Annotated in this window: 27 protein-coding genes; 18 read left to right on the top strand and 9 right to left on the bottom strand. The window is 71.6% G+C overall.

Going from position 1 to position 26679, the window contains the following annotated elements; translation table 11 throughout:
* The 3 genes from AC1DZC_RS11640 to AC1DZC_RS11650 all read left to right on the top strand — a co-directional run bounded on the left by AC1DZC_RS11640 (position 1) and on the right by AC1DZC_RS11650 (position 1787).
* Complete coding sequence (locus AC1DZC_RS11640; RefSeq protein WP_477043373.1) at positions 1-549, top strand: GNAT family N-acetyltransferase; 549 nt, start codon at positions 1-3, stop codon at positions 547-549.
* Between the two features lie 152 nt (positions 550-701).
* Entirely contained in the window at positions 702-1292 is a 591-nt protein-coding gene (locus AC1DZC_RS11645) for a TetR/AcrR family transcriptional regulator (RefSeq protein WP_477043374.1), read from the top strand.
* A 33-nt stretch (positions 1293-1325) separates the two neighbouring features.
* Positions 1326-1787, top strand: coding sequence for an ester cyclase (locus tag AC1DZC_RS11650; RefSeq protein ID WP_477043375.1), 462 nt, complete (start codon positions 1326-1328; stop codon positions 1785-1787).
* Between the two features lie 61 nt (positions 1788-1848).
* Here the strand turns inward: AC1DZC_RS11650 and AC1DZC_RS11655 are convergent, their stop codons facing one another.
* Positions 1849-3171, bottom strand: a complete 1323-nt coding sequence (locus AC1DZC_RS11655) for a cryptochrome/photolyase family protein (protein ID WP_477043376.1) — start codon at positions 3169-3171, stop codon at positions 1849-1851.
* A 74-nt stretch (positions 3172-3245) separates the two neighbouring features.
* Here AC1DZC_RS11655 and AC1DZC_RS11660 point away from each other — a divergent pair, with 74 nt between their 5' ends.
* Complete coding sequence (locus AC1DZC_RS11660; protein ID WP_477043377.1) at positions 3246-4766, top strand: peptide MFS transporter; 1521 nt, start codon at positions 3246-3248, stop codon at positions 4764-4766.
* Between the two features lie 37 nt (positions 4767-4803).
* Positions 4804-5469, top strand: a complete 666-nt coding sequence (locus tag AC1DZC_RS11665; protein ID WP_477043378.1) for a 4a-hydroxytetrahydrobiopterin dehydratase — start codon at positions 4804-4806, stop codon at positions 5467-5469.
* Here AC1DZC_RS11665 and AC1DZC_RS11670 read toward each other — a convergent pair.
* The 3 genes from AC1DZC_RS11670 to AC1DZC_RS11680 are packed head-to-tail and all read right to left on the bottom strand — an operon-like array spanning position 5466 to position 7620.
* On the bottom strand, positions 5466-5987 hold the full coding sequence (locus AC1DZC_RS11670) for an AAA family ATPase (RefSeq protein ID WP_477043379.1): 522 nt from the start codon (positions 5985-5987) through the stop codon (positions 5466-5468). The genes AC1DZC_RS11665 and AC1DZC_RS11670 overlap by 4 nt on opposite strands.
* A gap of 38 nt (positions 5988-6025) precedes the next feature.
* On the bottom strand, positions 6026-6640 hold the full coding sequence (locus tag AC1DZC_RS11675) for a polysaccharide deacetylase family protein (protein ID WP_477043380.1): 615 nt from the start codon (positions 6638-6640) through the stop codon (positions 6026-6028).
* Complete coding sequence (locus tag AC1DZC_RS11680; RefSeq protein ID WP_477038826.1) at positions 6637-7620, bottom strand: LacI family DNA-binding transcriptional regulator; 984 nt, start codon at positions 7618-7620, stop codon at positions 6637-6639. Before AC1DZC_RS11680 ends, AC1DZC_RS11675 begins: the two co-directional genes overlap by 4 nt.
* A 192-nt stretch (positions 7621-7812) precedes the next feature.
* Here AC1DZC_RS11680 and ilvD point away from each other — a divergent pair, with 192 nt between their 5' ends.
* Positions 7813-9546, top strand: coding sequence for a dihydroxy-acid dehydratase (ilvD, locus tag AC1DZC_RS11685; protein WP_477038594.1), 1734 nt, complete (start codon positions 7813-7815; stop codon positions 9544-9546).
* A gap of 43 nt (positions 9547-9589) precedes the next feature.
* Here the strand turns inward: ilvD and AC1DZC_RS11690 are convergent, their stop codons facing one another.
* Both AC1DZC_RS11690 and AC1DZC_RS11695 read right to left on the bottom strand, forming a co-directional pair.
* A complete protein-coding gene (locus AC1DZC_RS11690; RefSeq protein ID WP_477043381.1) occupies positions 9590-10684 on the bottom strand; it encodes a TolB family protein in 1095 nt (364 codons plus the stop codon).
* Between the two features lie 67 nt (positions 10685-10751).
* Positions 10752-11258 (bottom strand): hypothetical protein, encoded by a 507-nt coding sequence (locus tag AC1DZC_RS11695; RefSeq protein ID WP_477043382.1) that lies wholly within the window; start codon positions 11256-11258, stop codon positions 10752-10754.
* 59 nt (positions 11259-11317) lie between these two features.
* On the opposite strand from AC1DZC_RS11695, the gene AC1DZC_RS11700 reads away from it, so the two are divergent.
* From AC1DZC_RS11700 to AC1DZC_RS11740, 9 genes are all read left to right on the top strand, one after another.
* Positions 11318-12997: a glycoside hydrolase family 13 protein gene (locus AC1DZC_RS11700; RefSeq protein ID WP_477043383.1), complete on the top strand. Its 1680-nt coding sequence runs from the start codon at positions 11318-11320 to the stop codon at positions 12995-12997.
* 53 nt (positions 12998-13050) lie between these two features.
* The gene (locus AC1DZC_RS11705; protein ID WP_477043384.1) at positions 13051-13770 is read left to right on the top strand and encodes a DUF2306 domain-containing protein; all 720 of its coding nucleotides are present in this window, start codon (positions 13051-13053) and stop codon (positions 13768-13770) included.
* Between the two features lie 50 nt (positions 13771-13820).
* Entirely contained in the window at positions 13821-14411 is a 591-nt protein-coding gene (locus AC1DZC_RS11710; RefSeq protein ID WP_477043385.1) for a pyridoxamine 5'-phosphate oxidase family protein, read from the top strand.
* Positions 14412-14650: 239 nt separating this feature from the next.
* Positions 14651-16513, top strand: a complete 1863-nt coding sequence (locus AC1DZC_RS11715; RefSeq protein WP_477043386.1) for an acetolactate synthase large subunit — start codon at positions 14651-14653, stop codon at positions 16511-16513.
* A gap of 2 nt (positions 16514-16515) precedes the next feature.
* Entirely contained in the window at positions 16516-17040 is a 525-nt protein-coding gene (gene ilvN / locus AC1DZC_RS11720; protein ID WP_477038601.1) for an acetolactate synthase small subunit, read from the top strand.
* Positions 17041-17087: 47 nt separating this feature from the next.
* The gene (gene ilvC, locus AC1DZC_RS11725) at positions 17088-18116 is read left to right on the top strand and encodes a ketol-acid reductoisomerase (RefSeq protein ID WP_477038602.1); all 1029 of its coding nucleotides are present in this window, start codon (positions 17088-17090) and stop codon (positions 18114-18116) included.
* A 224-nt stretch (positions 18117-18340) separates the two neighbouring features.
* On the top strand, positions 18341-18889 hold the full coding sequence (locus AC1DZC_RS11730; RefSeq protein WP_477043387.1) for an ASCH domain-containing protein: 549 nt from the start codon (positions 18341-18343) through the stop codon (positions 18887-18889).
* Positions 18890-18942: 53 nt separating this feature from the next.
* Complete coding sequence (locus tag AC1DZC_RS11735; protein ID WP_477043388.1) at positions 18943-20007, top strand: 3-isopropylmalate dehydrogenase; 1065 nt, start codon at positions 18943-18945, stop codon at positions 20005-20007.
* 110 nt (positions 20008-20117) lie between these two features.
* On the top strand, positions 20118-21227 hold the full coding sequence (locus AC1DZC_RS11740) for a branched-chain amino acid aminotransferase (RefSeq protein WP_477038605.1): 1110 nt from the start codon (positions 20118-20120) through the stop codon (positions 21225-21227).
* Between the two features lie 65 nt (positions 21228-21292).
* Here AC1DZC_RS11740 and AC1DZC_RS11745 read toward each other — a convergent pair whose 3' ends face one another.
* Positions 21293-21952, bottom strand: coding sequence for a DUF6069 family protein (locus tag AC1DZC_RS11745; RefSeq protein ID WP_477038606.1), 660 nt, complete (start codon positions 21950-21952; stop codon positions 21293-21295).
* Positions 21953-22326: 374 nt separating this feature from the next.
* Between AC1DZC_RS11745 and cimA the strand changes: the two genes are divergently transcribed.
* From cimA to AC1DZC_RS11760, 3 genes are all read left to right on the top strand, one after another.
* On the top strand, positions 22327-23952 hold the full coding sequence (gene cimA / locus AC1DZC_RS11750) for a citramalate synthase (protein ID WP_477038827.1): 1626 nt from the start codon (positions 22327-22329) through the stop codon (positions 23950-23952).
* A gap of 91 nt (positions 23953-24043) precedes the next feature.
* Positions 24044-24919, top strand: coding sequence for a hypothetical protein (locus AC1DZC_RS11755; protein WP_477043389.1), 876 nt, complete (start codon positions 24044-24046; stop codon positions 24917-24919).
* A gap of 26 nt (positions 24920-24945) precedes the next feature.
* Positions 24946-26004, top strand: coding sequence for a lipoyl protein ligase domain-containing protein (locus AC1DZC_RS11760; protein ID WP_477043390.1), 1059 nt, complete (start codon positions 24946-24948; stop codon positions 26002-26004).
* Here the strand turns inward: AC1DZC_RS11760 and AC1DZC_RS11765 are convergent.
* On the bottom strand, positions 26001-26303 hold the full coding sequence (locus AC1DZC_RS11765; RefSeq protein ID WP_477038609.1) for a DUF202 domain-containing protein: 303 nt from the start codon (positions 26301-26303) through the stop codon (positions 26001-26003). The two genes, AC1DZC_RS11760 and AC1DZC_RS11765, sit on opposite strands and share 4 nt — an antisense overlap.
* Positions 26300-26674 (bottom strand): YidH family protein, encoded by a 375-nt coding sequence (locus AC1DZC_RS11770; RefSeq protein ID WP_477043391.1) that lies wholly within the window; start codon positions 26672-26674, stop codon positions 26300-26302. The genes AC1DZC_RS11765 and AC1DZC_RS11770 overlap by 4 nt, the downstream gene beginning before the upstream one ends.
* Positions 26675-26679 lie beyond the last annotated feature (5 nt).

Raw genomic sequence — 26679 nt, forward strand, 5'->3', positions numbered from 1 at the left:
ATGGAGAAGCCCACGCTGCAGGGCGAGATGATCGTGCTCCGACCGATCCGCGCGAGCGACGCGGACGCGATGTGGGAGATGCTCGGCGACCCCGAGGGCAACCGCCTGACGGGGACGACGGCCACCTTCACGCGCGAGGAGATCGACGCCTGGTGCGCCAGCCGGGCGACCGCGCAGGGCCGGTACGACTTCGCGGTGACGGTCGAGGGCGACGACACGTTCCGCGGGGAGATCGTGCTGAACGAGGTCGACGAGGTGGTCCGGTCCGCCAACCTGCGCCTCGCGATGGGTCCGCAGTACCGCGGCCGCGGCTACGGCACCGAGGGCATCCAGCTCGTGCTCGGGCTCGCCTTCGACGGTCTCGGCCTGCACCGGGTCGAGCTCGACGTGCTGAGCCTCAACGCCCGCGCCAAGTCGCTGTACGAGAACATCGGCTTCCGCGTCGAGGGTCGCAAACGCGACGCCTACCGGGACGGCGAGGGCTGGTGCGACGCGATCATCATGGGCATGCTCGAGGACGAGTACCGAGCGGCCCAGATCCCTTCCTGACTGCGAGCCGTTTCGAGGCTCGGGGTCACGAGTTCCTGCCGATAGCTCTAGCGGGACTCGCTGCGGGCTGCGACTGGCTATTGACTATAGCTAACTAGTGGTGTTTATTAGCCGAATGGCAACAACAACTACCTGCCGCGGGACGCTGACCCGTGGCTAGGGCCGGTCTGAACCGCGACCGGGTGGCCGAGCAAGCCGCCGTGATGGCCGACGAGGTCGGCCTGAGCAACCTCACGCTGACCGGGCTCGCGCTCCGGCTGGGCGTGCGACAGCCCTCGCTGTACAAGCACATCGACTCGCTGGCGGGGCTGCACCGCGACATCGCGGTGCACGCGAAGCGAGACCTGGGCGAGGTGCTGGCGCGAGCCGCGGTCGGTCGGTCTGGGCCCGACGCGATCTCCGCGATGTCCCACGCCTACCGGCACTGGGCGCTCCGGCACCCCGCGCGGTACGAGGCGTCCAACCTGATGCCCGCTCCGGGCGACGTGGAGGACGAGGCAGTCTCGCTGGCGGCGATCCAGGTGATCGCCGACGTCCTGACGGCCTACCACCTGGAGGGTGACGACGCGGTCGACGCGATCCGAGCCTTCCGCTCCACCCTGCACGGGTTCGTCTCCTACGAGACCGCCGGGGCGTTCGCCTGGAGCGCCGACGTCGACCGCAGCTTCGAGCGACTCGTCCGCGGGTTCATCGTCGGGCTCGCGCACTGGGTCGACACCGCCGCCCCGCACCCCACCGCCTAGACCATCCGCCACCACCACCACAAGGAGAGCACCATGGACGACGCCAGCACCAGCACGACGAGCTCCGCCCGGGACGCCGCAACGACTCTGGTCACGCACTGGATCGCCCTGTGGAACGGCGAGTACGCGATCGCGGAGGAGATCATCTCGGAGAACAACCGCGTCCATGCCGCGATGCTCGACGGCGGGGACGGCAGCGCCGCCGGCGGGGTCGCCGGCATGGTGGGCTTCGTCAGCCAGGGGCGCTCCCTGGCGTCCGACCTGACCTTCTCGGTCGAGGTCGGGCCGATCGTCGATGGCGACTACGTCGTGGTCCGGTGGGTGGCGACCGGCACCTACGAGGGCGGGATGCCTGGTGCCGGGGCGCCGGCGGGCACGGTCGTCACCTTCCACGGCACCGACATCCTGCGCGTGGCCGACGGGCAGATCGTCGAGTACTGGCTCAACGGAGACACCCTGGACCTCATGACCCAGCTGCAGGTAGGCGCCGGCTGACCGGCTCACCACGGAGAGACGGCCGCGAGACCCGAGGCAGGCCCCGGGTCTCGCTGCTGCGTCAGCCTCCGCGGTGGAGGTCGTCCAGGGCGACCCTGCGCTCGGTCGCGTGGTCGACCATCGGGGCCGGATAGTCGGCCGGAGCGTCCAGGCCCAGCTTCCACGGTTCGTGCACCTCGGGGCCGTCGAGGCCGCGCAGCTCAGGCACCCACTCGCGGACGTAGGCGCCGGACGGATCGAACTTCTTGCCCTGGGTCACCGGGTTGAACACGCGGAAGTACGGCGCGGCGTCCCGGCCGGTGCCCGCCACCCACTGCCAGTTCAGCTGGTTCTGGGACACGTCGCCGTCGACGAGCCACGCCATGAAGTGCTCCGCACCGCGCTGCCAGCGCACGTGCAGGTCCTTGACCAGGAACGACGCGACGACCATGCGGACGCGGTTGTGCATCCACCCGAGGGCCCGCAGCTGGCGCATGCCGGCGTCGACGATCGGGTAGCCCGTGCGCCCCTCGGCCCAGGCCGCGAACGACGCGAGCTCGGCACGCCCGCTCGCCCAGGACTCCTCCGGCACCACGGTGCGCAGTGAGGTGTGCGCGGCACGCGGGTGGTGCCAGAGCACGTCCGCGTGGAACTCGCGCCAGGCCAGCTCCGAGCGGAACTTCGCCGCGGCGTCGCCCGCGGGCAGGTCCGCCAGGAGCGTGCGCGGGTGCAGCTCGCCGTACTTGAGCGGGATGGACAGGCGCGAGGTGCCGTCCAGGTCCGGGCGGTCGCGATCGGTCGCGTAGGACGCCAGACCGTCGCGCAGGAACTCCTGCCAGCGTCGCAGGGCCGCCGCCTCGCCCGCGGCGGGCAGGCGGACGTCGGTGGCCGCCGCGGGGAGACCGTCCGAGCGCAGGTGGGCCCACGGGCTGCCGGTAGGTCGGGGTGCCGGCGCAGCCCAGCCGTGGTCCAGCCACGCTCGGCGGAACGGTGTGAACACCTGGAACGGCGTTCCGCCTTGGGTCTGCACGAGCCCCGGGCCGACGGCATAGGGAGATCCGGTTCGGATCAGCGGGAGGCCCTCGTCGCGACGACGCCCGTACGGCTCGGTCGCGGCGGTGACGTGGACGGCGTCGGCCCCGACCTCGGCCATCACGGCGGGAACCACGTCCCGCGCGCGGCCGTTCCGCACCACGAGCCGCCCGCCCAGGGACTCGTCGAGCGCGCGCAAGGACTGCGCGAGGTAGGCCAGCCGGGGCGCGCCCGACGACGCCCACAGCGTGGGATCGACGACGAACAGCGGCACCACCGTGTCGTCGTCGACCCGCGCGGCCTCGACCGCGGCGAGCAGCGACGGGTTGTCCGCGAGGCGCAGGTCTCGGCGGAACCAGTGGATCGTCGGCACCCCGCGACGGTACCGGCGCTGTTTCTCGCCCGCGCGGTCTCGCGCTCGGTGCGGGTTCCTGCCACGGTAAAGCGATGAGCGGCATCGACGAGGTGGCTCCGAAGCGGGACACCCTGCCGCGCGACCGCGGGTTCTTCGGCCATCCGTTCGGGCTGTTCACGCTCTTCAACACCGAGCTGTGGGAGCGGTTCAGCTACTACGGCATGCGCGCCATCCTGCTGTACTACCTGACCGACCAGGTGGCCGACGGCGGGCTCGGCATCAAGGAGGCCTCGGGCGAGGCGCTCGTCGCCGTCTACGGGTCGTCCGTGTACCTGCTCTCAGTGCTTGGCGGCTGGCTCGCGGACCGCATGATCGGCGCCCGCCGCTCGGTCCTCTACGGCGGCATCGTCATCGCGGCGGGGCACGTCTTCCTGACGATCCCGGGTGCCGGGTTCTCGTTCGGCGGCGTCTGCCTGGTCGCCCTGGGCACCGGCCTGCTCAAGCCGAACGTGTCGAGCATGGTGGGCGAGCTCTACGACCGCGACGACCCGCGCCGCGACTCGGGCTTCTCGATCTTCTACATGGGCATCAACATCGGCTCGCTCGCCGCGCCGTTCCTGGTCGGCATCGCCCGCGAGTGGGGCGGCTACCACGCGGGCTTCGCCGTGGCAGCGGTCGGCATGGCCATCGCACTGGTGTTCTTCGTCGCGGGCCGCACGTACCTGGGCGGCGCGGGCGACGCCGTGCCGAATCCGCTCACCCCGGCCGACCGGCCCGGTCTGGTCCGGCTGGCGCTGCTCATCCTGGGCGGCATCGCGCTCGCGGTCGCGATCGCCGTGTGGGTGCGGGGTGGCTTCGGGCTCGCGACGATGGTCGACGCGATCTCCTACCTCGCGTTCGCGGCCCCCGTCGTGACCTTCTTCGTCATGTTCCGATCACCCAAGGTCACCTCGCACGAGCGCTCGCGCCTGACCGCCTACATCCCGCTGTTCGTCGCGGCGATGCTGTTCTGGATGATCTTCGAGCAGGCCGCCAACACGCTCGCCTCCTTCGCCAAGAACCGCACCGACCTGCACATCGTCGGGATCGCCATTCCGCCCGAGTTCTTCCAGTCGGTCAACCCGGCGGCGATCATCATCCTGGCGCCGGTCTTCGCGTGGCTCTGGATGCGGCTCGGCGACCGGCCACCCACGGCGGTGAAGTTCGCGCTGGGCCTGATGTTCGCCGCGCTGAGCTTCGTGTTCCTCTCGGTGGCGTCCGCCGTGGTGGGGGACGAGAAGGCGCCCGCGTGGGTGCTGATCGTGGTCTACGTGGTGCAGACGATCGGTGAGCTGTGCCTGTCGCCGGTCGGCCTCGCGGCCACCACCCTGCTCGCCCCGAAGGCGTTCCGAGGACAGGCGATGGCGCTGTGGTTCCTGGCGCCCGCCGCCGGCAACGCGATCACCGCGCAGCTGATCCAGAGCACCGAGGACGTGAGTGACACCTTGTACTTCGGCGTGATCGGGCTCGTCGCCCTCGCGTTCGCCGGCGGGATGTTCGCGCTGGCGCCGTGGGTGACGCGGCACATCGTGGCCGGCGCCGAGACACAGGGCGAGGCGGCCCGGCAGCACTGACGCGCGGTTGTCGGTGCCCGGTGGAAGGGTGGTGCGCATGGCTGAACGACTGAAGTGGTCCGTCGTGACCGACCGGGTGGACGAGCGCCACTGGCGCGTCATCGGGGGTCGGCTGCGGGCGACGTTCGGTGCCGACGACTTCGCCGCCGCCGCCGCGTTCGTCGCGCGCGTCGCCGAGGCCGCCGAGGCGGCCAACCACCACCCGGACGTGCTGCTGCGCTGGGGCGAGGTCGCGGTGACGACCGTGAGCCACGACGCGGGCGGCCTGACGCAGCGGGACGTCGACCTCGCAGCCGCGATCAGCGCCCTGGCCGACGAGCTGGGCCTGACGGGCAAGCCGCCCAAGAGCGAGGCGGTCGAGATCGCCATCGACGCGATCGACATCCCGGGCGTCCGACCGTTCTGGCAGGCCGTCCTCGCCTACGACGTGCGTCCGGTCGGCGACGACAGCGAGCTCGCGGACCCGGCCGGTGTCGGGCCCACGTTCTGGTTCCAGCAGATGGACGAGCCCCGTCCGCAGCGCAACCGGATCCACCTCGACGTGCTGGTGCCGCACGACGAGGCGCAGGCCCGGATCGAGGCGGCCATCGCGGCCGGCGGGCACATGGTCAACGACGGGTTCGCGCCACGGTTCTGGGTCCTGGCCGACAAGGAGGGCAACGAGGCCTGCGTCTGCACGTGGCAGGGGCGCTCCCACAGCTAGTGCGGGCTGCGCGGGTCCTGCTCCACGGTCCGGCACCGACGGAGGATCTCGTCCACCACGTCCTCGAGTGGCGCGGTGGCGTCGATGACGATGCCGTGCGCCGGAACGCCCTCCCTCGTCCCGTGCCATCGCTCGATGCGTGAGCGCGCCGTCGGCAGCCCGCCGCCCCACTCGTCGTCGGGACGCTCGTCCAGGCGGCGGTTCAGCGTGCCGAGATCGACCTCGAGGACGAAGACGGCGTCGAACAGGTCGATGAACTGCGGGTAGTTCCGGGAGCCCCCGCAGAAGAACGTCGCGTCGCTGTCGCGGTCGGCAACCAGTGCCCTGACCTTGCCGACGTCCCAGATGTGGTGCTCGTGCTGGACGCTCGCCGTCGGCTCGCCGGTCTCCGGGTCGCCCTGGTACGCCAGCTCCCGGTCGCCGTGGACGACGTGGTGGCCGCGCCGCTGCAGCTCCTCGGCGACCGAGGTCTTCCCGGTGCCGGACAGACCCTCGACCAGATAGTTCCTCCTGCCCATGCGCCGCAACCTAGCCAGCGCAGGGGCGGCGTTCGACCCTATTGATCGGCGGGGAGCGTGAACGACCAGCCCGCCTCGAGCCGTTCGGTGACCACGGCGGTGACCGCGGCGAGCGTGCCGTTGCGGTGGTCGCCGCCACCGTCGTGCGCGAGCACCAGCTCACCGGGACGGATCGCAGCGCGCAGGTTCTCGGTCAGCGCCCCCACGTCCTGCGTGGCCCAGTCGTCGATGGTGTTGAGCACGCCGAGCGGTCGCATGCCGAGCGACACGGCGACCTCGGCGGAGACGCCCCAGCTGCCGTACGGCGCGCGGTAGTAGGGCACCGGTGCGTCGGGTGCGGCCTCGTGGATGACCCGCAGGTTCTCGACGAGGTCGGCCCGGACGCGGTCGGCCGGCCACTGCCCGAGGTCGTCGTGGCGGGTCGTGTGGTTCCCGATCAGGTGCCCCTCGCGCACGATGCGCCGGAGCACCTCGGCGCCGCCGGGTGCGGTCACCTGCCGCCCGATCACGCAGAACACGGCGCGGATGTCGTGCGCGAGCAGGAAGTCCAGCAGCGCCTCCGTGGTCGCGCCGTTCGGGCCGTCGTCGAAGGTCAGCGCGGCGACCGGACCGGAGCCGGAGCCCGCGGCGCCGGTGACGTGCTCGGCGGTCACGCGCGGGGCGGGGCGCAGGACGCGCGCACGACGAGCTCGGTGGGCAGCCGCACGTGCGCGGGCCGCTCGCGTCCGTCGATGAGGTCGACCAGGAGTCGCAGCGCCTCGGCGCCCATCTGCTGCAGCGGCTGGTTGATCGTCGTCAGTGCGGGGGAGGCGAGCACCGACTCGGGGACGTTGTCGAAGCCGATCACGGACAGGTCGGCGGGGACGGACAGGCCGAGCTCCCGGGCGACGGCCAGCACCTGGATCGCGGACAGGTCGTTCGTCGCGAACAGGGCGGTCGGCGGGTCGGGACGGTCCAGGAGTGCCCGAGCCGGCTCGTCGGCACTCTCGCGCCGGTACCCGCCGACCCCGACGAGGGACTCGTCGACGGCGACCCCGGCCGCCGACATCGCCGAGCGGTACCCGGCCTCGCGCAGCCGGGAGGACTCGAGGTCGGGCCGGCCGCCCAGGAAGGCGATGCGCCGGTGCCCGAGGCCCAGCAGGTGCTCGGTGGCCAGGACCGCGCCGCCGAAGCTGTCGGAGTCGACCGTCGGCAGACCTGTCGGCCCGGTGTGCGGGTCGACGGCGACCACGGGGATCCCGGGGTTGGCCTCGACGACCGTCGGCGTGACGATGATCGCGCCGTCGATGAGCGTGCCCGACAGGCGCGACAGGTAGCGCCGCTCCCAGCCGACGTCCGCCCCGGGGGCGCCGCCGCCGGAGTACGCCAGGAGCTCGTAGCCCGTCGGGCCGACCGCCGAGGACGCGCCCTTGAGCAGCTCGGTGCTGAACGGCTCGAACTCCGCCACGAGGATGCCGATGACGTTCGTCCGGTGGCTGCGCAGGGAGCGCGCGCCGAGGCTCGCCTCGTACCCGAGCTCCTCGACGACCGCCTGGACCTTCGTCTGCGTGCTCTCGGCGACGCCGTACCGGCCGTTGACCACCTTGGACACGGTCGCGACCGACACTCCCGCCGCGCGGGCGACGTCTTCCATCTTCACGCGGTGCGTCGGGTACACGTGCGGATCTTATGGCATCCATCCGATAACGATTTCGACCCCGCGTGGCGCGTTGTCGAGGAAACCCGGACGGCCGCAGCCGGGCCCGTCGGCGGGCGTCCAGCATGTGGTTATCCGCAGGGTGACCCCCGCTCGGAGCAACAGGGCTGCGGTCATACACTCGCGAGCATGACCGTGACGTCGGACCGATCGAACTCAGCCCCCACCTCCAACGGCGTCGACATCAAGCCCCGCTCCCGGACCGTCACGGACGGTCTGGAGGCGACGGCCGCGCGCGGGATGCTCCGCGCGGTCGGGCTCGGTGACGACGACTTCGCCAAGCCGCAGATCGGCGTCGCGAGCTCGTGGAACGAGATCACGCCGTGCAACCTGTCGCTGCAGCGGCTCGCGCAGGCCGTCAAGAGCGGCGTGCACGCGGGCGGCGGCTACCCGCTGGAGTTCGGCACCATCTCGGTCTCCGACGGCATCTCGATGGGCCACGAGGGCATGCACTTCTCCCTGGTGAGCCGCGACATCATCGCCGACTCGGTGGAGACCGTCATGCAGGCCGAGCGCCTCGACGGCTCCGTCCTGCTGGCCGGCTGCGACAAGTCCCTGCCGGGGATGCTCATGGCCGCGGCCCGCCTGGACCTGGCGAGCGTCTTCCTCTACGCGGGGTCGATCGCGCCGGGCTGGGTCAAGCTCTCGGACGGCACCGAGAAGGACGTCACGATCATCGACGCCTTCGAGGCCGTCGGCGCCTGCGCCCGCGGGCTGATGAGCCGCGAGGACGTGGACCGCATCGAGCGCGCCATCTGTCCCGGCGAGGGCGCCTGCGGTGGCATGTACACCGCCAACACGATGGCCTCCGTGGCCGAGGCGATGGGCATGTCGCTGCCCGGGTCGGCCGCGCCGCCCAGCGCCGACCGTCGTCGCGACGCGTTCGCCCACAAGTCCGGCGAGGCCGTCGTCGAGCTGCTGCGCCGCGGGATCACCGCGCGCCAGATCATGACCAAGGAGGCGTTCGAGAACGCGATCGCCGTGGTCATGGCGTTCGGCGGCTCGACCAACGCGGTCCTGCACCTGCTCGCGATCGCGCACGAGGCCGAGGTCGACCTCACGCTCGCCGACTTCTCCCGCGTCGCCGCCAAGGTGCCGCACCTGGGCGACCTCAAGCCGTTCGGCCGCTACGTCATGAACGACATCGACCGCATCGGCGGCGTCCCCGTCGTCATGAAGGCGCTGCTCGACGCCGGCCTGCTGCACGGCGACTGCCTGACCGTCACCGGCAAGACCGTGGCGGAGAACCTGGCCGACGTGAATCCGCCGGACCCCGACGGCAAGATCCTGCGCGCGCTGTCCAACCCGATCCACAAGACCGGCGGAATCACGATCCTGCACGGGTCGCTGGCTCCCGAGGGTGCGGTCGTGAAGTCGGCCGGCTTCGACTCCGACGTGTTCGAGGGCACCGCCCGCGTGTTCGAGCGCGAGCGCCACGCGCTCGACGCCCTCGAGGACGGCACGATCGTCGCCGGCGACGTCGTGGTCATCCGCTACGAGGGCCCCAAGGGCGGCCCGGGCATGCGCGAGATGCTCGCGATCACGGGCGCGATCAAGGGCGCCGGCCTGGGCAAGGACGTGCTCCTGCTCACCGACGGGCGCTTCTCCGGTGGCACGACCGGCCTGTGCGTCGGCCACGTGGCCCCCGAGGCCGTCGACGGCGGCCCGATCGCGTTCATCAAGGACGGCGACCGGATCCGCCTCGACATGGCCAACGAGCTGCTCGAGGTGCTGGTCCCCGCCGAGGAGCTCGAGGCCCGCAAGGTCGGCTGGGAGCCGTTGCCCGCCAAGTACACGCGCGGCGTCCTGGCCAAGTACGCGAAGCTCGTGCAGTCCGCGTCGAAGGGCGCCGTGCTGATCTGATCGTCCGCCCCGAGACGCCCCGGACCCGCGAAGGTCGGGGCCGTCACGGGGTGGCGAGGCTCAGCTCGGGCTGGACGAACTGCTCGTCGGCGAACGTCAGCCACGGGCGGACGTCGCCCGAGCCGGGGTCGAGGAGGCAGAGCGTGCTCGCGCAGGGCGGGGATCCCTCTCCCCGGCGGACCAGCGCCAGGCCGTCGACGAAGCCGAGCCCGCTCAGCGTCGGGAGGCCCTCGACCGTGCCGTCGGTGAGGTCGGCCTCCAGCACGAACGGCTCGCCGCCCTGGGAGCCGAGCTCGTTGCCCAGCATGAGCCGGGTCCCGTCGCGCCACGCGTGCCCGCGCGAGACGAAGGTGTTCGGGTACTCGGCGGCGGGCGAGCCGTCGAGCGCGACCACGCGGGTGACGTAGCTGTAGGAGTCGATGAAGTCCGGCTCCTCGTAACGGATGAGGGAGTAGGCGATGTGCGCTCCGTCGGGCGCCCACGACACCGGCTCCGAGCTCTCGTCGTGGATCCCGAGCTCGTCGAGCAGGTTCGCGGAGCCCGTATTCGGGTCGACCGCGTACAGCCGGGTCCCGAGCTCCCAGCATCCCGAGGCGACCGCGAGCAGTGCGCTGTCCGGAGACCACGCGAGCTCGTGGGGTGTGCACTCGTCTGCCTGCCCGGGTGACGGCACGACCTGGACGGTGCCGGTAGCGAGGTCGACGACCTGGATCTGCGGCACGCCGCCGGGCTGGACGAAGACCTGGGCGATCCGCCGCCCATCCGGCGCCAGGGCGACCGACCAGGTGATCGGAGGGACCGTGGCGCGCACCCACTCCCGCGTCTCGGCGTCGAACGCCAGAAGGGCGAGCACCGGCGCGGTTGCCGACTCCGCCTGCGGGGGAGTCCACAGGGCGACCGCGAGCGCTCGCGGGACCGCGCGCTCCGGCAAGGCTGCCGGATCGATCGTCCCCGCGGGGATCTGTTCCGACAGGGGAGGGGTGTCGACGGGACCCGCGGACGCAGCAGCGGTCGGGAGCGCGAGGCCCGGCGCCTGATCGGCTCGACGGTCCGGGCCGACGACGAGCGCCACGACCGCAGCGAGCGCGCCGAGCACCACGAGCACGAGCATCGTGTGCGTGGCCAGGCGCGAGGTCATAGCGGAGCATCGGCGCCGGACGACGGACGACTTGAGCCGGTCAGCCGTGGTGCTCGCGGCGGACGCGTCAGACGGGGTACTCGATGAGCCGTCGCACCGCCGCCGTGAGCGCCGCGGAGTCCCGCACGACGACGAGGTAGGTGCGGCCGGTGGAGGTCTCGATCTCCGTCGCCGGACCGGCGCCGAAGAGCAGCGCGACGCGGTTGCCGGTGGCGAACCGCAGACCCGTCCCGCCGCCGACCATGCTGGGCGTCAGGCGCGGCTCGTCGCGGACGGACACGAGGTCGGGGACGGGGAGCCGCTTGCGGTAGACCGGCCAGAAGGCGACCAGCACGTCGGTCGCCCCGACCGTGACGGTGATCCGGCAGACCAGCAGCAGCCCCCCCGCGGCGATGCCGAGCAGCAGGGCCAGGACGGTCAGCACGGCCGCTACGGGCCCGGACGACGGCTCGGTGCTGAAGATGAGCACGGCGGCCGCCGCCATCGCCACGAGCAGCAGGATCCCGCCGACCCGCAGTAGCCGCGGTGCGGGCTCGTCGGCGACATAGGGCTGGAAGGTCGTCTCGTCGTCCATGGACGTCACGATAGGAGGCCCCGGAGGCGGGACTCGACCCGGGGCGCGACGATGGGCCCGTGAGCTGGAGCGTCGAGGATGCGCCGTGGTGGACCCGGGCCGTCGTCTACCAGGTGTACCCGCGGTCGTTCGCCGACTCCGACGGTGACGGGATCGGCGACCTGCGCGGGGTCCTGCAGCATCTCGACCACCTCGTCGAGCTCGGCGTCGACGTCGTCTGGCTCTCGCCGATCTACGCGTCCCCGCAGGACGACAACGGCTACGACATCAGCGACTACCAGGCCGTGGACCCGATGTTCGGCACGCTGCAGGACCTGGACGAGCTGATCGCGGCCCTGCACGAGCGCGGCATGAAGCTGCTGATGGACCTCGTCGTCAACCACACCTCCGACGAGCACCCGTGGTTCGTGGCGTCGCGGGACCCGACGAGCCCGAAGCGCGACTGGTACTGGTGGCGGCCGCCCCGTGCGGGCCTCGCCGCGGGGGCGCCGGGCGCCGAGCCGACCAACTGGGGCTCGTTCTTCTCGGGCCCGGTCTGGGAGCTCGACGCGGCGAGCGGCGAGTACTTCCTGCACCTCTTCAGCCGCAAGCAGCCGGACCTCAACTGGGAGAACGACGAGGTCCGCCACGCCGTCTACTCGATGATGCGCTGGTGGCTCGACCGCGGCGTCGACGGCTTCCGGATGGACGTCATCAACCTCATCTCCAAGGACACCGCGCTGCTCGACGGACCTGTGCACGGGGGCCTCTGGGCCGACGGCTCGGCGTCGTACGTCTGCGGCCCGCGGATCCACGAGTTCCTGGCGGAGATGCACCGGGAGGTGTTCGCGGGGCGTCCGGACCGGCTGCTGACGGTGGGGGAGATGCCCGGCGTCACCGTCGAGCAGGCCCGTGCCTTCACCGACCCGGCTCGCGCCGAGGTGGACATGGTGTTCCAGTTCGAGCACGTGGGCCTCGACCACGGCCCGGGCGGCAAGTTCGACGTGCGCCCGCTGCGGCTCACGGACCTCAAGGCGTCGTTCGGCCGCTGGCAGGCCGGCCTGTCCGACGTGGGCTGGAACAGCCTCTACTGGGACAACCACGACCAGCCGCGGGTGGTGTCGCGGTTCGGGGACGACGGCCACTTCCGACGAGAGTCCGCGACCATGCTCGCGACGGTCCTGCACCTGCACCGCGGCACGCCGTACGTCTACCAGGGCGAGGAGCTCGGGATGACGAACGCGCACTTCACGCGGCTCGACCAGTACCGGGACATCGAGACGTTGCGCCACGTGGAGGCGACTGGGTCGCTCGCGGGCGTCGCGCAGATGGGTCGCGACAACGCCCGCACACCGATGCAGTGGTCCTCCGAGCTGCACGGCGGGTTCACCACGGGCACCCCGTGGATCGGCGTGAACGAGAACTTCCGCATGATCAACGCTGCCGCGGAGCGCGCCGAGCCGGAGTCGGTGTTCCACCACTACCGCCGCCTGATCGCCCTGCGGCACGAGGACCCCGTGGTGGCGCTCGGGGACTTCACGATGCTGCTGCCCGACCACGAGCACGTCTACGCGTTCACGCGCTCCCTCGACGGCGTCACGCTGACCGTGCTCGGCAACTTCTCGGGGACGCTGCAGGAGGTGGGTCTCGACGAGGACCCGGGGGAGCTGATCCTCTCGAACTACTCGGCCCCGGCGACCGCGCTGCGCCCGTGGGAGGCCCGCGTCCACCGGCGGTCCGGGGGTCTGCCACCGTCGTAGGCCGTGGGGCGGCCCCAGAGACCCAACCGGGCGGCGAAACCTAGCGTCGAACCATGACGACGACCGCCGCCCCGCCGGCCCCGCAGGTCACCGCCGTCCGTCGCAGCCGGGTGGGCTGGCTCGCGGTCGTGCTCACGTCGCTCGGCATCGTCGCGTTCGCCGCGGTGCCGTACGCCACGGCGTCCCTGCAGGGCCTGGCCGCCAAGGACAGCGGACTCGCCTCCGCGTACGCCGGTCAGCCGGCGTTCGTGCAGGCCGCGCTGTACGTCCACATCACCGCCGCGGCGCTCGCGCTGCTGCTCGGCCCGTTCCAGTTCTCCGCCCGGCTGCGCCACCGTCACCGCCGCCTGCACCGCTCGGTCGGGCGCACCTACCTCCTGGCGGTCGCCGTCGGGGCCGTCGGGTCCCTGGTCATCGCCCCGTTCAACAGCGCCGGCATGGTCGGCTTCTTCGGTTTCGGCGCGCTCGGTGTGCTGTGGCTCTGGACCGGGTGGCGCGCCTACCGAGCGATCCGGTCGGGCGACGTGCCCGCCCACCAGTCGTGGATGATCCGCAGCTTCGCGCTGACGTACGCCGCGGTCACGCTGCGCCTGCTGACGATCACGCTCGTCGCGGTGCAGCTGGCGGCCGACCCCGACGCCTCCTTCGACGCCGCCTTCGACAACGCCTACAACGCGGTCCCCTTCCTGTGCTGGCTGGTCAACGTCGTCGTCGCGGAGTGGCTGATCCGCCGCCGCGGCCTGCCGTCGTTCCGCCTGGTGACCCTGTCCTGAATCGTGTGGACGCCCGGACGTAGGGTCGGAGGCAACCGAGAGGGGTGGCCGTGGGCAAGGTGCACGAGAAGATCGACGGTCGGCTGCGCGGGTTCATCGAGGCGCAGCCGATGTTCTTCGTCGCGACCGCCCCGAGCGGTCCGGACGGTCACGTGAACGTCTCGCCCAAGGGGATCGGCGGCACGTTCGTGGTGCTCGACGAGCACTCGGTGGCGTACCTGGACATCACGGCGAGCGGGTCGGAGACCATCGCGCACCTGCGCGAGAACGGCCGCATCACGATCATGTTCTGCGCGTTCGCCGGCCCGCCCAACATCGTCCGGCTGCACGGCCGCGGCCGCTTCGTCACGATCTACGACGACGGTTTCGACGAGCTGTCGGCGCTGTTCCCCCCGACGGCCGGTGCCCGTGCGGTCATCGTCGTGGACGTCGAGCGGGTCTCGGACTCGTGCGGCTACGGCGTCCCGCTGATGACCGTCGACGGCGAGCGTGACCTGCTCCCGCCGTACATGGAGCGCAAGGGTCCCGACGGGCAGGCCGAGTACCGGCGGCTGAAGAACCGCACGAGCATCGACGGGCTGCCCGCCTTCGACATGGACCCGGAGCCGGGCGCGCAGGGCGAGAGCATGTCCGCCCACTGATCACGTAAACCACGATGTGAGACGGCGTGACACATCGAAGACGTGGGCGTACTGTCGTCTCCGTGCAGATGATTCTCGTAGTACTTCCTGAGCGCGCCGGCTGAAGCCACCCGCACAGGCCTCGTCAGCGCGCTCGCCCCTCGTCCAGCCCGTTCCGTGGCTCGAGGGGCTTTTCTGTGTTCAGCACCAGTCCGGTTCGAGACGCACGACCCATGCAGCACCACCTCAGGGAGACATCGATGGTCCAGGGTCCACACCCGGCACCGCCGCGAACGCCCACGACCGCCCCGACGGCGGCCGCCCCCGTGAGCAGCCCCCGCGTTCCCGTCGCCACGACGAGCGCGATCGGTCCGGAGCACGTCACGGGTGCGAAGTCGATCGTCCGCTCCCTCGAGGAGGCCGGCGTCGAGGTCGTGTTCGGCATCCCCGGCGGTGCGATCCTGCCCACCTACGACCCGCTGATGGACTCGACGCGGCTCCGCCACATCCTCGTGCGCCACGAGCAGGGCGGCGGCCACGCGGCCGCCGGCTACGCCGCCGCGACCGGTCGGGTGGGCGTCTGCATGGCGACGTCGGGCCCGGGTGCGACGAACCTGGTGACCCCCATCGCCGACGCGCACATGGACTCGGTGCCGATGGTCGCGATCACTGGGCAGGTGGGTGCGTCGCTCATCGGCACGGACGCGTTCCAGGAGGCCGACATCGTCGGCATCACGCTGCCGGTGACCAAGCACAACTACCTGGTCACCAACCCGGACGACATCCCGCGCGTCATCGCCGAGGCGTTCCACATCGCGTCCACCGGTCGTCCCGGCCCGGTGCTCGTCGACATCGCGAAGTCGGCGATGCAGGCCAACACCACGTTCTCGTGGCCGCAGGACCTGGACCTGCCGGGCTACCACCCGGTGACCAAGCCCCACGCCAAGCAGATCCGCGAGGCGGCGCGCCTGATCGCGACGTCCCGCAAGCCGGTCTTCTACGTGGGCGGCGGCGTGATCCGCGCCCGGGCGTCGGCCGAGCTCAAGGCCCTGGCCGAGGCCGCGGGCGCTCCCGTCGTGACGACCCTGATGGCCCGGGGTGCGCTGCCCGACTCGCACCCGCAGCACCTGGGCATGCCCGGCATGCACGGGACCGTGGCCGCGGTCGCGGCTCTGCAGAAGGCCGACCTGGTCGTGGCGCTCGGCGCCCGGTTCGACGACCGGGTGACCGGCCTGCTGTCGAGCTTCGCGCCGAACGCGACGATCGTGCACGCGGACATCGACCCGGCCGAGATCGGCAAGAACCGCACGGCGGACGTGCCGATCGTCGGTGACCTCAAGGAGGTCATGGCCGACCTGCTGCCCGAGCTCGCCCGCGAGCACATCCAGCACGGCAAGCCGGACCTCGAGGCCTGGTGGCAGCAGCTGGACGAGTGGCGTGCGACGTTCCCGCTCGGGTACGACGAGCCCCTCGACGGGCACCTGTCGCCGCAGTACGTCATCTCGCGGATCGGCGAGCTGTCCGGGCCGGAGTCGATCTTCGCCGCGGGCGTCGGTCAGCACCAGATGTGGGCCGCGCAGTTCATCAAGTACCAGCGGCCCAACTCGTGGCTGAACTCCGGTGGCCTGGGCACCATGGGCTACGCGGTGCCGGCGGCGATGGGCGCCAAGGTGGGCGACCCGTCGCGCACCGTGTGGGCGATCGACGGCGACGGCTGCTTCCAGATGACCAACCAGGAGCTGGCCACCTGCGCGATCAACGACATCCCGATCAAGGTCGCGATCATCAACAACTCGTCGCTCGGCATGGTCCGCCAGTGGCAGACGCTGTTCTACGAGTCCCGCTACTCGAACACCGACCTGAACACGGGGCACGGCACCGTGCGCATCCCGGACTTCGTGAAGATGGCCGACGCCTACGGGTGCGCCGGCCTGCGCTGCGAGACGGCGGCCGACGTCGACGCCACCATCAAGCGCGCGCTCGAGATCAACGACCAGCCCGTGGTCATCGACTTCACCGTGTCGCGCGACGCGATGGTGTGGCCGATGGTCGCGGCAGGCGTCAGCAACGACGACATCCAGTACGCACGCGGGATCAGCCCCGCGTGGGACCGCGAGGAGTGACCATGTCCCGCCACACGCTGTCGGTCCTCGTCGAGAACAAGCCCGGCGTGCTCACGCGCGTCGCCGGCCTGTTCGCGCGCCGGTCCTTCAACATCCACTCGCTCGCGGTCGGTCCCACCGAGCACGACGAGATCTCGCGCATCACGGTGGTCGTCGACGTCGACGCCCTGCCGCTCGAGCAGGTGACCAAGCAGCTGAACAAGCTGATCAACGTCATCAAGATCGTCGAGCTCGAGGACACCGCCTCCGTGCAGCGCGAGCTGCTGCTGGTCAAGGTCAAGGCCGACACCGCGCAGCGCACCAGCGTGCTCGAGGTCGTCCAGCTCTTCCGCGCACACGTCGTCGACGTCGTGCCGGACACCGTCGTCATCGAGGCGACCGGTGGGCCGGGCAAGCTCGACGCCCTGCTCGCCGCGCTGGAGCCCTTCGGGATCCGCGAGATCGTGCAGTCCGGCACGGTGGCGATCGGGCGCGGCTCGCGCTCCATCACCGACCGCGCCCTGGAGCGGGTCAACCGCTCCGCCTGACGCTTTTCCCGTTAGAAGAGAACCCTTTACACCGAGGAGATTTCACCGTGGCCGAGCTGTTCTACGACGACGATGCCGACCTGTCGATCATCGCCAACAAGAAGGTCGCCGTCATCGGCTACGGCAGCCAGGGGCACGCGCACAGCCTCAACCTGCGCGACTCCGGCGTCGACGTGACCGTCGGCCTGCGCGAGGGCTCCGCGTCCCGCGCCAAGGCCGAGAACCAGGGCCTCAAGGTCGCCTCGATCGCCGATGCCGTCCGGGACGCCGACGTCGTCGTCATCCTGGCGCCCGACCAGTTCCAGCGCATCGTCTACCGCGAGGAGATCGAGCCCAACCTGAAGGACGGCGCCGCGCTGGTCTTCGGCCACGGCTTCAACATCCGGTTCGGCTACATCAAGCCGGCTGCCCAGCACGACGTGCTCATGGTCGCCCCCAAGGGCCCGGGTCACCTTGTCCGTCGCGAGTACGTCGACGGCCGCGGCGTCCCCGTGATCGTCGCCGTCGAGCAGGACGCGTCGGGCGAGGCGTGGCCGCTGGCGCTGTCCTACGCCAAGGCGATCGGTGGCCTGCGTGCCGCCGGCATCAAGACCACCTTCACGGAGGAGACCGAGACCGACCTGTTCGGCGAGCAGGCCGTCCTGTGCGGTGGCGTCTCGCAGCTCATCCAGTACGGCTTCGAGACCCTGACCGAGGCCGGCTACCAGCCCGAGGTCGCGTACTTCGAGGTCCTGCACGAGCTGAAGCTGATCGTCGACCTCATCTTCGAGGGCGGCATCACCAAGCAGCGCTGGTCCGTCTCCGACACCGCCGAGTACGGCGACTACGTCTCCGGCCCGCGCGTCATCACGCCGGACGTCAAGGCGAACATGCAGGCCGTCCTCGCCGACATCCAGTCCGGCGCGTTCGCCGAGCGGTTCATCAACGACCAGGACGCCGGCGCCCCCGAGTTCAAGGCGCTGCGCGAGAAGGGTCAGAACCACCCGATCGAGCCCGTCGGCCGCGAGCTGCGCAAGCTGTTCGCCTGGGTGAAGCCCTCGGACAGCGACTACGTCGAGGGCAGCGCGGCGCGCTGATCGCCCACCTCACCATGACGAACGGCACCGCATGGCGCGGTGCCGTTCGTCATTCGAGCGTCACCGAACGCTGTGTCGCGTCACCGAGCGCTGAGGCGTGGTGACAGCGCCGGGCGACGCGCGGGAGCGCTCGCGGACGAGCGGCCGCGCTCGCCGTGCTGGGTGGGTAGGGTCTGGCCCGTGGCGTGCGCGACGATGGGCGTACCGACGACGGAGGGACGACGATGACCGACGAGCAGGCACCGACGCAGGACGTGGCCGGGGAGGTCGAGGATCTGCGGATCACGGCGTTCTGGCAGGCAGCCCGCGGTCACGTCGGTCTCGGCAAGATGGACTCGGTCATGGGCGGCACCCCCGACGACGTCGTGCCGCCGCCCTCGTGGTCGTACGGCGAGGGGCCCGAGGCGGAGGACCTGCTCGGCCGCGTGCTCGACGGCTCGCGCACCGGCACGGCGACCGTGCTCGCGCAGCTGACGTCCGCGGGCCTCGACGTCCCGCGGGTCGGGGACCTGTCGATCGTCACCGACGCCGGCGGCGAGCCCAAGGCGGTCCTGCGGACCACCGAGGTCGAGGTCGTGACGTTCGACGAGGTGACGGCCGAGCACGCCGCCGCCGAGGGTGGCGCGGAAGCGACGCTCGAGTCGTGGGTCGCCGAGCACGAGGTGTCCTTCGGCGCGGTGCTGGGGGACGACTTCTCGCCGGCGTCCGAGGTCGTGCTCGAGCGGTTCGAGATCATCTACCCGACGACCGGCCCCACGCCCGCGGTCGACTGACCGTCCTTTGAGACACCCGTCCCGACCGGTGGGACGGGCGTTAGGCTCGGACCATGGTCGACACCACCGCTGCCCAGCACATCAACCTCGCCGTCGTGGCCGGGGACGGCATCGGCACGGAGGTCGTGGAGCAGGGCCTGCTGGCTCTCGACACGGCGCTGCACGGGGGACCGGTCACGGTGTCGACGACGGACTTCGACCTGGGCGCGCGCCGCTGGCACGCGACCGGCGAGACGCTGACGGACACCGACCTCGACGCGATCCGCACGCACGACGCGATCCTGCTGGGCGCCATCGGGGACCCGAGCGTGCCGTCAGGCGTCCTGGAGCGCGGGCTGCTGCTCAAGCTGCGCTTCGCGCTCGACCACTACGTCAACCTGCGCCCGAGCCGGCTCTACCCGGGTGTCGCCTCCCCGCTGGGCAACCCGGGCGAGATCGACTTCGTCGTGGTCCGCGAAGGCACCGAGGGTCCGTACGTGGGCAACGGCGGCGCGATCCGCGTCGGCACGCCGCACGAGGTGGCCAACGAGGTGAGCGTGAACACCGCGTTCGGCGTCGAGCGCGTGGTGCGCGACGCGTTCGCCCGCGCCGCGGCCCGCCCGCGCAAGAAGCTGACGCTCGTGCACAAGCACAACGTGCTGGTCCACGCCGGCCACCTGTGGCGCCGCACGGTCGAGGCCGTGAACGCCGAGTTCCCCGACGTCACCGTCGACTACCTGCACGTGGACGCCGCGACCATCTTCCTGGTGACCAACCCGTCGCGGTTCGACGTGATCGTCACCGACAACCTCTTCGGCGACATCCTCACCGACCTCGCCGCCGCGATCACCGGCGGCATCGGCCTGGCCGCGTCGGCGAACATCAACCCGGACCGCACGGCCCCGAGCATGTTCGAGCCGGTGCACGGTTCGGCCCCGGACATCGCGGGCCAGGGCAAGGCCGACCCGACCGCCACGGTGCTGTCGGTCGCGCTGCTGCTCGAGCACCTCGGCCTGACGGACGCCGCGGCCTCCGTCGAGAAGGCCGTCGCCGACGACATCGCGGAGCGCGGCACGAGCGAGCGAGTACGGTCGACGGCCGAGGTGGGCAAGGACCTCGCCGCGCGCATCGCCGGCTGACTCGTCCTGCTCCGCGGCGACGCGGTCCGTCGAACGGCACCGTCTCGCCTGTCCACCCGGCCGTCCTCACCGGTACCGTCGTTTCCGACTCTGGTGAAAGGCCCCCGAACATGAGCACCCTCGCACACCCCACGTCCACGGACCTCTTCGAGATCACGCGGACGGACACGCCCGTCCCCGACGCCCAGCGCGAGGCCGCCCTCGCCGCGCCGAAGTTCGGCACCGTGTTCACCGAGCACATGGCCCGCATCTCCTACTCGCAGGAGACGGGCTGGTCGAACCGGCGCGTCGAGAAGTACGGCCCGCTGCAGATGGACCCGGCGACGGCCGTCCTGCACTACGCGCAGGAGATCTTCGAGGGTCTCAAGGCGTACAGGCACCCCGACGGCTCGGTGTGGACGTTCCGGCCGCAGGCCAACGCCGCACGGTTCGCGCGCTCCGCGCACCGCCTCGCGCTGCCGCCGCTGTCGGAGGCCGACTTCCTGGGCGCCATCCAGGCCCTCGTCGCGACGGACCTGGCCTGGGTGCCCGGCGGCGAGGAGACGAGCCTGTACCTGCGGCCGTTCATGTACGCGTCGGAGACGTTCCTCGGGGTGCGCCCGTCGCTCGAGGCCGAGTTCCTCGTCATCGCGTCGCCCGTGGGTCCGTACTTCGCCGGCGGGGTGCGACCGGTGTCCATCTGGGTCGCCGAGGACTACCACCGCGCCGGCGCGGGCGGCACGGGCGACGCCAAGTGCGGCGGCAACTACGCCGCGAGCCTGCTGCCGCAGCAGGAGGCCTACGCCAAGGGCTTCGAGCAGGTCTGCTTCCTGGACGCGTCGACCAACACCTACCTCGAGGAGCTCGGCGGCATGAACGTCTGCGTCGTGTACTCCGACGGCAGCGTCGCGACCCCGCCCGTCTCGGGCTCGATCCTCGAGGGCGTCACGCGCTCGTCGATCCTGCGGCTCCTCACGGACGCGGGCCACGAGATCTCCGAGCGCCCGATCACGCTGGCCGAGCTCAAGAGCGGGCTGGCCGACGGATCCGTCAGCGAGGTCTTCGCGTGCGGGACGGCGGCCGTGATGACCCCGATCGGCCGGCTCGCGGGCGAGGGCTTCGACCTCACCGTCGGCGACGGCACGGCCGGTCCGATCACCACCCGGATCCGCGCCGAGCTCACCGACATCCAGTACGGCCGCGCCGCCGACCGGCACGGCTGGCTGCACCGGCTCGCGTAGCCCCGGACAGCCGAACGGCCGGTCACCCGAGAGCGGGGTGGCCGGCCGTTCGTCGTGGAGCGCGACTACTCGACGACGGTGCCGGGCCTCAGCGTCCGGGACAGCACGCCGGACAGCAGCGACCAGATCGCGATGCCGACGACGAGGTTGAGCGCTCCCGACGTGAGCGCCGACTTCGTGGAGTCGGTCCAGGTCAGCGGGATGAGCGCCGCGACGACGAGGGCCAGGAACATGATCCAGCCGAAGAAGGCGCGGGGGCGTGGCGTGGTCATCACGAGGAGCTGCAGCAGGGCGCCGGCGACGATCGCCGACAGGACGCCGCCCACCACGTAGGCCGCGCTGACCGAGTCCGTGCCGAACAGGTCCTTGACGACGAGGTCGATCTTGAGGATCTGGTCGATGATCAGCACGCCGACCAGCCCCACGAGGGCGGCGACGAGCGCGGTCGCGGCGACGCCGGCCCAGTACCGGCCGTTGTCCACGGACGGAGATGTGGAGCGCGGCGCGGCGGCAGCCACGGGGACCGCGGCGACGGCCGGGGCGACGGAAGGTGGCACGGCCACGGGTTGGGCGACCACGGGCTCTGCGGCCACCGGAGCGGCGACCGGAGGGAACGCGGTCGTCGGCGGCGCCGGCGCAGGCGGTGGGGCGGACGCGGCGTGCTGGCCGTGCGGCGGCTGCTCGTAGGCCGACTGTCGCTCGGGCGGCGGGTTGGGGATCGACATGCGGTCTCCTGGGTGCTCTTCCCACGTGTGGCCGGGCAGCCGCACAGGACCCACGCTAGCGAGGAGGGGACAAACCGTGCGTTCTGGCACGCGACGGGGATGGACGCGATGTCCAAGGGGTGGAACGCGTGACCGCGGGACGTGACGTGTGCCACGATGCGAGGGTGAACAGCAGCACCCTCATTATCGAGTAGCGCGTCGGCCCACCCGCTGACGCGCAGACCTCCCGTACCCCGGGGGGTCTTTTTGTTGGTCGAGGCACCACCTCCGCCCCGGCTACCGTCGACTGCACCGGCACACCCTCGCCGGCCGTACTGAGCACGAACCGACGTCGCAGCACGACGAAGAAGATCCCAGCACGACAGAGAGAGCACATCGTGTCCGTCCCCGCACTGAACTCGTTCCAGGTCTACGACACGACCCTGCGCGACGGCGCCCAGCAGGAGGGCATGAACCTCTCTGTCGCCGACAAGCTGCTGATCGCGCCGTTGCTCGACGAGCTGGGGGTCGGGTTCATCGAGGGCGGCTGGCCGGGCGCGGTGCCGAAGGACACGGAGTTCTTCAAGCGCGCGGCCAAGGAGCTGGACTTCCGCAACGCCGAGCTCGCGGCGTTCGGCAGCACCCGCAAGGCCGGGACGCGTGCGGTCGACGACGCCCAGGTGCGGGCGCTCGTCGACTCCGAGGCGCCGGTCGTGGCGATCGTCGCGAAGCACGACCTGCGGCACGCCGAGCGCGCGCTGCGCACGACGGGCGAGGAGAACATCGCGATGATCGCGGACACGGTCGCGTTCCTCGTGCGGGAGGGGCGCCGGGTCGTCGTCGACGCGGAGCACTTCTTCGACGGCTACCGGTTCGACCCGGCGTACTCGCGCGCGGCCGTGCTGGCCGGGTTCGAGGCGGGTGCCGAGGTCGTCGCCCTCTGCGACACCAACGGGGGCATGGTGCCGGCGTGGGTCGCCGAGATCGTGCACGAGATCCGCGGTGCCGTAGGGCCCGACGCGATCCTCGGGATGCACGCGCACAACGACTCCGGCTGCGCCGTCGCCAACACCCTGGCGGCGGTCGAGGCCGGCTGCTCGCACGTCCAGGGGACCGTCAACGGGTACGGGGAGCGCACCGGAAACGCCGACCTGCTGGCCGTCGTCGCCAACCTCGAGCTCAAGTACGACCTGCAGGTGCTGAAGACGACCGAGGGGCGCCCCGGCGGCCTGCGGGACCTGACGCGCATCGCGCACGCGATCAGCGACATCACCAACATCTCGCCGTTCGCGCGCTCGCCGTACGTGGGTGCCAGCGCGTTCGCGCACAAGGCCGGGCTGCACGCCTCGGCGATCCGCGTGGACCCGGACCTGTACCAGCACACCGACCCCGCCAACGTGGGCAACGACATGCGCATGCTCATCTCGGACATGGCCGGCCGTGCGTCGATCGAGCTGAAGGGCCGCGAGCTGGGCTTCGACCTCGCGGACCGCCCCGACGTGCTCGGCCGGGTGACCGACCGCGTCAAGGACGCCGAGGCCAACGGGTACACCTACGAGGCGGCGGACGCCTCGTTCGAGCTCCTGCTCCTCGAGGAGCTCAACGGGCAGCGGGCCCAGTACTTCACCGTCGAGTCGTGGCGCGCGATCGTCGAGCGGCGCGGACCGCGGGGGACCCCGGCGACCGCCGAGGCGACCGTCAAGCTGCACGCCGGCGGCGAGCGCATCGTGAGCACCGGCGAGGGCGTCGGCCCCGTCAACGCCCTCGACCACGCACTGCGCCAGGCGCTGCTCAAGGTGTACCCGGAGCTCGAGGAGTTCGAGCTCATCGACTTCAAGGTGCGCATCCTCGACTCGATGTACGGCACCGACGCGGTCACGCGCGTGCTCATCGAGATGAGCGACGGCCAGGACTCCTGGAGCACGGTCGGCGTCGGCCCGAACCTGCTGGAGGCCTCGTGGGAGGCGCTCACGGACTCCGCCATCTGGGGGCTCTACCACCACGGCATCGCGCCGCGCTGAGCTTTTCATCCCTGCGCCGGTCACCGGCGCGGCTAACCTCGGGATCTGACGGACGCGCGTGGCGGCCGATGCGGCGAGAGGGGGAGCGGTCGTGTCCGGCTCCGCCCCGCCCGCCTCCGATCCCGACGGTCCCGAGGGCGTGGAGACCGCCCCCCGGACCCCGACAGCGCGCGGTTGGTGGTGGCTCCTGGCGGCCCTCGGCGCGCTCGCCGTCCTGATCCTGCTCGTCGCCGAGCCGTGGTCGGTCGAGACCGAGCCGACGCCGACCCAGACGTACGTGCCCACGCCCACGCAGTCCGCCCCTTCGCCGTCGCCGTCCCCGTCGATCTCCGTCGCGCCGCCCGGCTCCGACGCGGTCTTCGACGCGACGACGAGCCTCGGCCTGTTCGTCACGGCCGCGGACCTCGTGGCCGACGTGCCCGCCGCCGACCCGGGCGTGGAGGAGCGGATCACCTCCGGGCAGAAGGGCTGGGGTCTGCCCGTCGGGACCGTGGTCGAGCCCGACTCCTGCGTGCTGGCGGTGACCGTCGTCGCCGCGCCGCCCGCGTTCTACGACGTCCGCAGCTGGGGCAACGAGGCGATGGACTTCCAGCAGGAGGTGACCGTCCTGACCGACCCTGCGGCGGCACGGGAGGCGTTCCGCGAGCTCGTCACGACGATCGACGCGTGCCCGACCTACCGCGAGGTGGACACCGGCGTCGAGGGGACGAGCTGGACCGCCCAGCCGGCCATCGAGGGCCAGGGCGTGTACCCGTCGATCGTGCTGGAGGTCGACCGGACCGTCGGGGGGACCACCATCCCCGCGTACGAGGGGCAGATGCTCGTCGGCAACACCATCGTGTCGTGGACGGCGCAGGCGCTGTCGGGGGGCACGTCCGAGACCGCTCTGGCGACGCTGGGTGACCCCGAGTCCCTGTCCGCGATGGTGCAGGGACGCGCCCAGCTGGCGGTCCGCGCGCTCGGATGACCGGGGAACGTGCATAGGCTCGTCGGGTGCACGGTGAGTACAAGGTCCCCGGAGGCAAGCTCGTCGCGGTCGACCTCGACGTGGTGGACGGGCTCCTGCGTGACGTGAGCGTGAGCGGCGACTTCTTCCTCGAGCCTGACGAGGCCCTCGACGTCCTGTCCGCGGCGCTCGATGGGCTCCCGCGGGACGCGAGCTCCGCCCAGCTCGCCGGTGCCGTGACGGACGCGCTCGAGCGGTACGTGCTCCCGGTGACGATGGTCGGCTTCGACGCCCGTGCCGTGGCGTCGGCGGTCCGTCGGGCGCTCGGCTACTCGACGACGTGGGCCGACCACACCTTCGAGCTGATCCATCCCGGACCGCTCCCGCCCGCGTTGCACGCTGCCCTGGACCAGGTGCTCACCGAGGAGCTCGCGTCCGGCCGTCGCGGGCCCACGCTGCGGTTCTGGGAGTGGGTCGAGCCGGCAGTGATCATCGGGTCGTTCCAGTCGCTGCGCAACGAGGTCGACCTGGCGGCCGCGGAGCACTACGGCATCACGGTCGTGCGACGGATCTCCGGCGGCGGCGCGATGTTCATGGAGGCGGGCAACTGCATCACGTTCTCGCTGGTGGTGCCCTCCTCGCTGGTCGACGGCATGACCTTCGAGGAGTCCTACGCGTTCCTCAACCAGTGGGTGCTCGGCGCGCTCGCGGACGTCGGGGTGCACGCCACGCTGACCGGGCTCAACGACATCTCGTCGCCCGCCGGGAAGCTCGCCGGCTCGGCGCAGAAGCGCGTGGTCGGCGGGGCCGTGCTGCACCACGTGACCATGTCCTACGACATCGACGCGGACAAGATGCTGCAGGTGCTGCGGATCGGGCGCGAGAAGCTGTCGGACAAGGGCACGGCCAGTGCCGCCAAGCGTGTCGACCCGGTGCGCTCCCAGACGCAGCTGCCCCGCGAGGCGGTCATCGACGCGTTCGTCGCCCACTTCCGGCGGCAGTACCCGACGGTCGACGGCGCGCTGCGGCCCGAGGAGCTGGCGCGGGCGGGCGAGCTGGTGGAGACCAAGTTCGGCGACCCGGTCTGGACGGCTCGAGTCCCCTAGGGGCCCTGGAGCAGGACGAAGGCGAGGGCGCCGACCCCGAGCAGCAGCAGCCCGCAGGAGCAGACGGCGACGAGGCGTCCGTCGATCTGGCTCCCGGAGCGGTTGCGCCGTCTCGAGCTGACCGCGAGGGCGGTGGCCACGATGGCACCGGCCGCGGCGATGCTCCACGCGGCGCCGCCGGCGAACGCCTGCAGGAAGTGCGCGGCGGCGACCCCGCCGGCGGTGAGGCCCAGCGCCGTGCGCCGCCAGGCCAGGTGCGTGCGCTCGGCGGCGAGGGTCGTCGGGGCCGGGTCGGTCACGCCGCGACCAGGCCGACGAGCACGAGCAGGCCGGCCACGAACACGCCGACGACGAGCAGCCCGAACGCCGACGGGGACGGCAGGCGGGTGCCGAGCCGGACGGCGCGCTCGGCCTGCGCCCAGCCGATCCAGGCGGTCACGGGCGCGACGAGCCCGACGACGACCAGGACGAGGGCCGCCGAGAACCGCAGGTGCTCCTCGATGGGCAGCTCGAGCGCCTCGAGCGCGACCCCGCCGGCGAGGAGTGCCAGCGAGGTGCGGATCCAGGCCAGGAACGTGCGCTCGTTGGCCAGGGAGAACCGGGCGTCGGGCTCGGTGCCGACCCCGTACACCCAGCGCGGGAACCTCTTGTCGTCGGCCACGTGTCCCATCTTCG

This window comes from Cellulomonas sp. P2_B4, from assembly GCF_056404795.1.

Excerpts from the sequence above, each read along its gene's own strand:
- AC1DZC_RS11640 (WP_477043373.1), top strand. The coding sequence starts at position 1 with ATGGAGAAGCCCACGCTGCAGGGCGAGATGATCGTGCTCCGACCGATC.
- AC1DZC_RS11650 (WP_477043375.1), top strand. The coding sequence starts at position 1,326 with ATGGACGACGCCAGCACCAGCACGACGAGCTCCGCCCGGGACGCCGCA.
- AC1DZC_RS11660 (WP_477043377.1), top strand. The coding sequence starts at position 3,246 with ATGAGCGGCATCGACGAGGTGGCTCCGAAGCGGGACACCCTGCCGCGC.
- AC1DZC_RS11665 (WP_477043378.1), top strand. The coding sequence starts at position 4,804 with ATGGCTGAACGACTGAAGTGGTCCGTCGTGACCGACCGGGTGGACGAG.
- AC1DZC_RS11670 (WP_477043379.1), bottom strand. The coding sequence starts at position 5,987 with ATGGGCAGGAGGAACTATCTGGTCGAGGGTCTGTCCGGCACCGGGAAG.
- AC1DZC_RS11680 (WP_477038826.1), bottom strand. The coding sequence starts at position 7,620 with ATGGAAGACGTCGCCCGCGCGGCGGGAGTGTCGGTCGCGACCGTGTCC.
- ilvD (WP_477038594.1), top strand. The coding sequence starts at position 7,813 with ATGACCGTGACGTCGGACCGATCGAACTCAGCCCCCACCTCCAACGGC.
- AC1DZC_RS11690 (WP_477043381.1), bottom strand. The coding sequence starts at position 10,684 with ATGACCTCGCGCCTGGCCACGCACACGATGCTCGTGCTCGTGGTGCTC.
- AC1DZC_RS11695 (WP_477043382.1), bottom strand. The coding sequence starts at position 11,258 with ATGGACGACGAGACGACCTTCCAGCCCTATGTCGCCGACGAGCCCGCA.
- AC1DZC_RS11705 (WP_477043384.1), top strand. The coding sequence starts at position 13,051 with ATGACGACGACCGCCGCCCCGCCGGCCCCGCAGGTCACCGCCGTCCGT.
- AC1DZC_RS11715 (WP_477043386.1), top strand. The coding sequence starts at position 14,651 with ATGGTCCAGGGTCCACACCCGGCACCGCCGCGAACGCCCACGACCGCC.
- ilvN (WP_477038601.1), top strand. The coding sequence starts at position 16,516 with ATGTCCCGCCACACGCTGTCGGTCCTCGTCGAGAACAAGCCCGGCGTG.
- AC1DZC_RS11730 (WP_477043387.1), top strand. The coding sequence starts at position 18,341 with ATGACCGACGAGCAGGCACCGACGCAGGACGTGGCCGGGGAGGTCGAG.
- AC1DZC_RS11735 (WP_477043388.1), top strand. The coding sequence starts at position 18,943 with ATGGTCGACACCACCGCTGCCCAGCACATCAACCTCGCCGTCGTGGCC.
- AC1DZC_RS11740 (WP_477038605.1), top strand. The coding sequence starts at position 20,118 with ATGAGCACCCTCGCACACCCCACGTCCACGGACCTCTTCGAGATCACG.
- AC1DZC_RS11745 (WP_477038606.1), bottom strand. The coding sequence starts at position 21,952 with ATGTCGATCCCCAACCCGCCGCCCGAGCGACAGTCGGCCTACGAGCAG.
- AC1DZC_RS11770 (WP_477043391.1), bottom strand. The coding sequence starts at position 26,674 with ATGGGACACGTGGCCGACGACAAGAGGTTCCCGCGCTGGGTGTACGGG.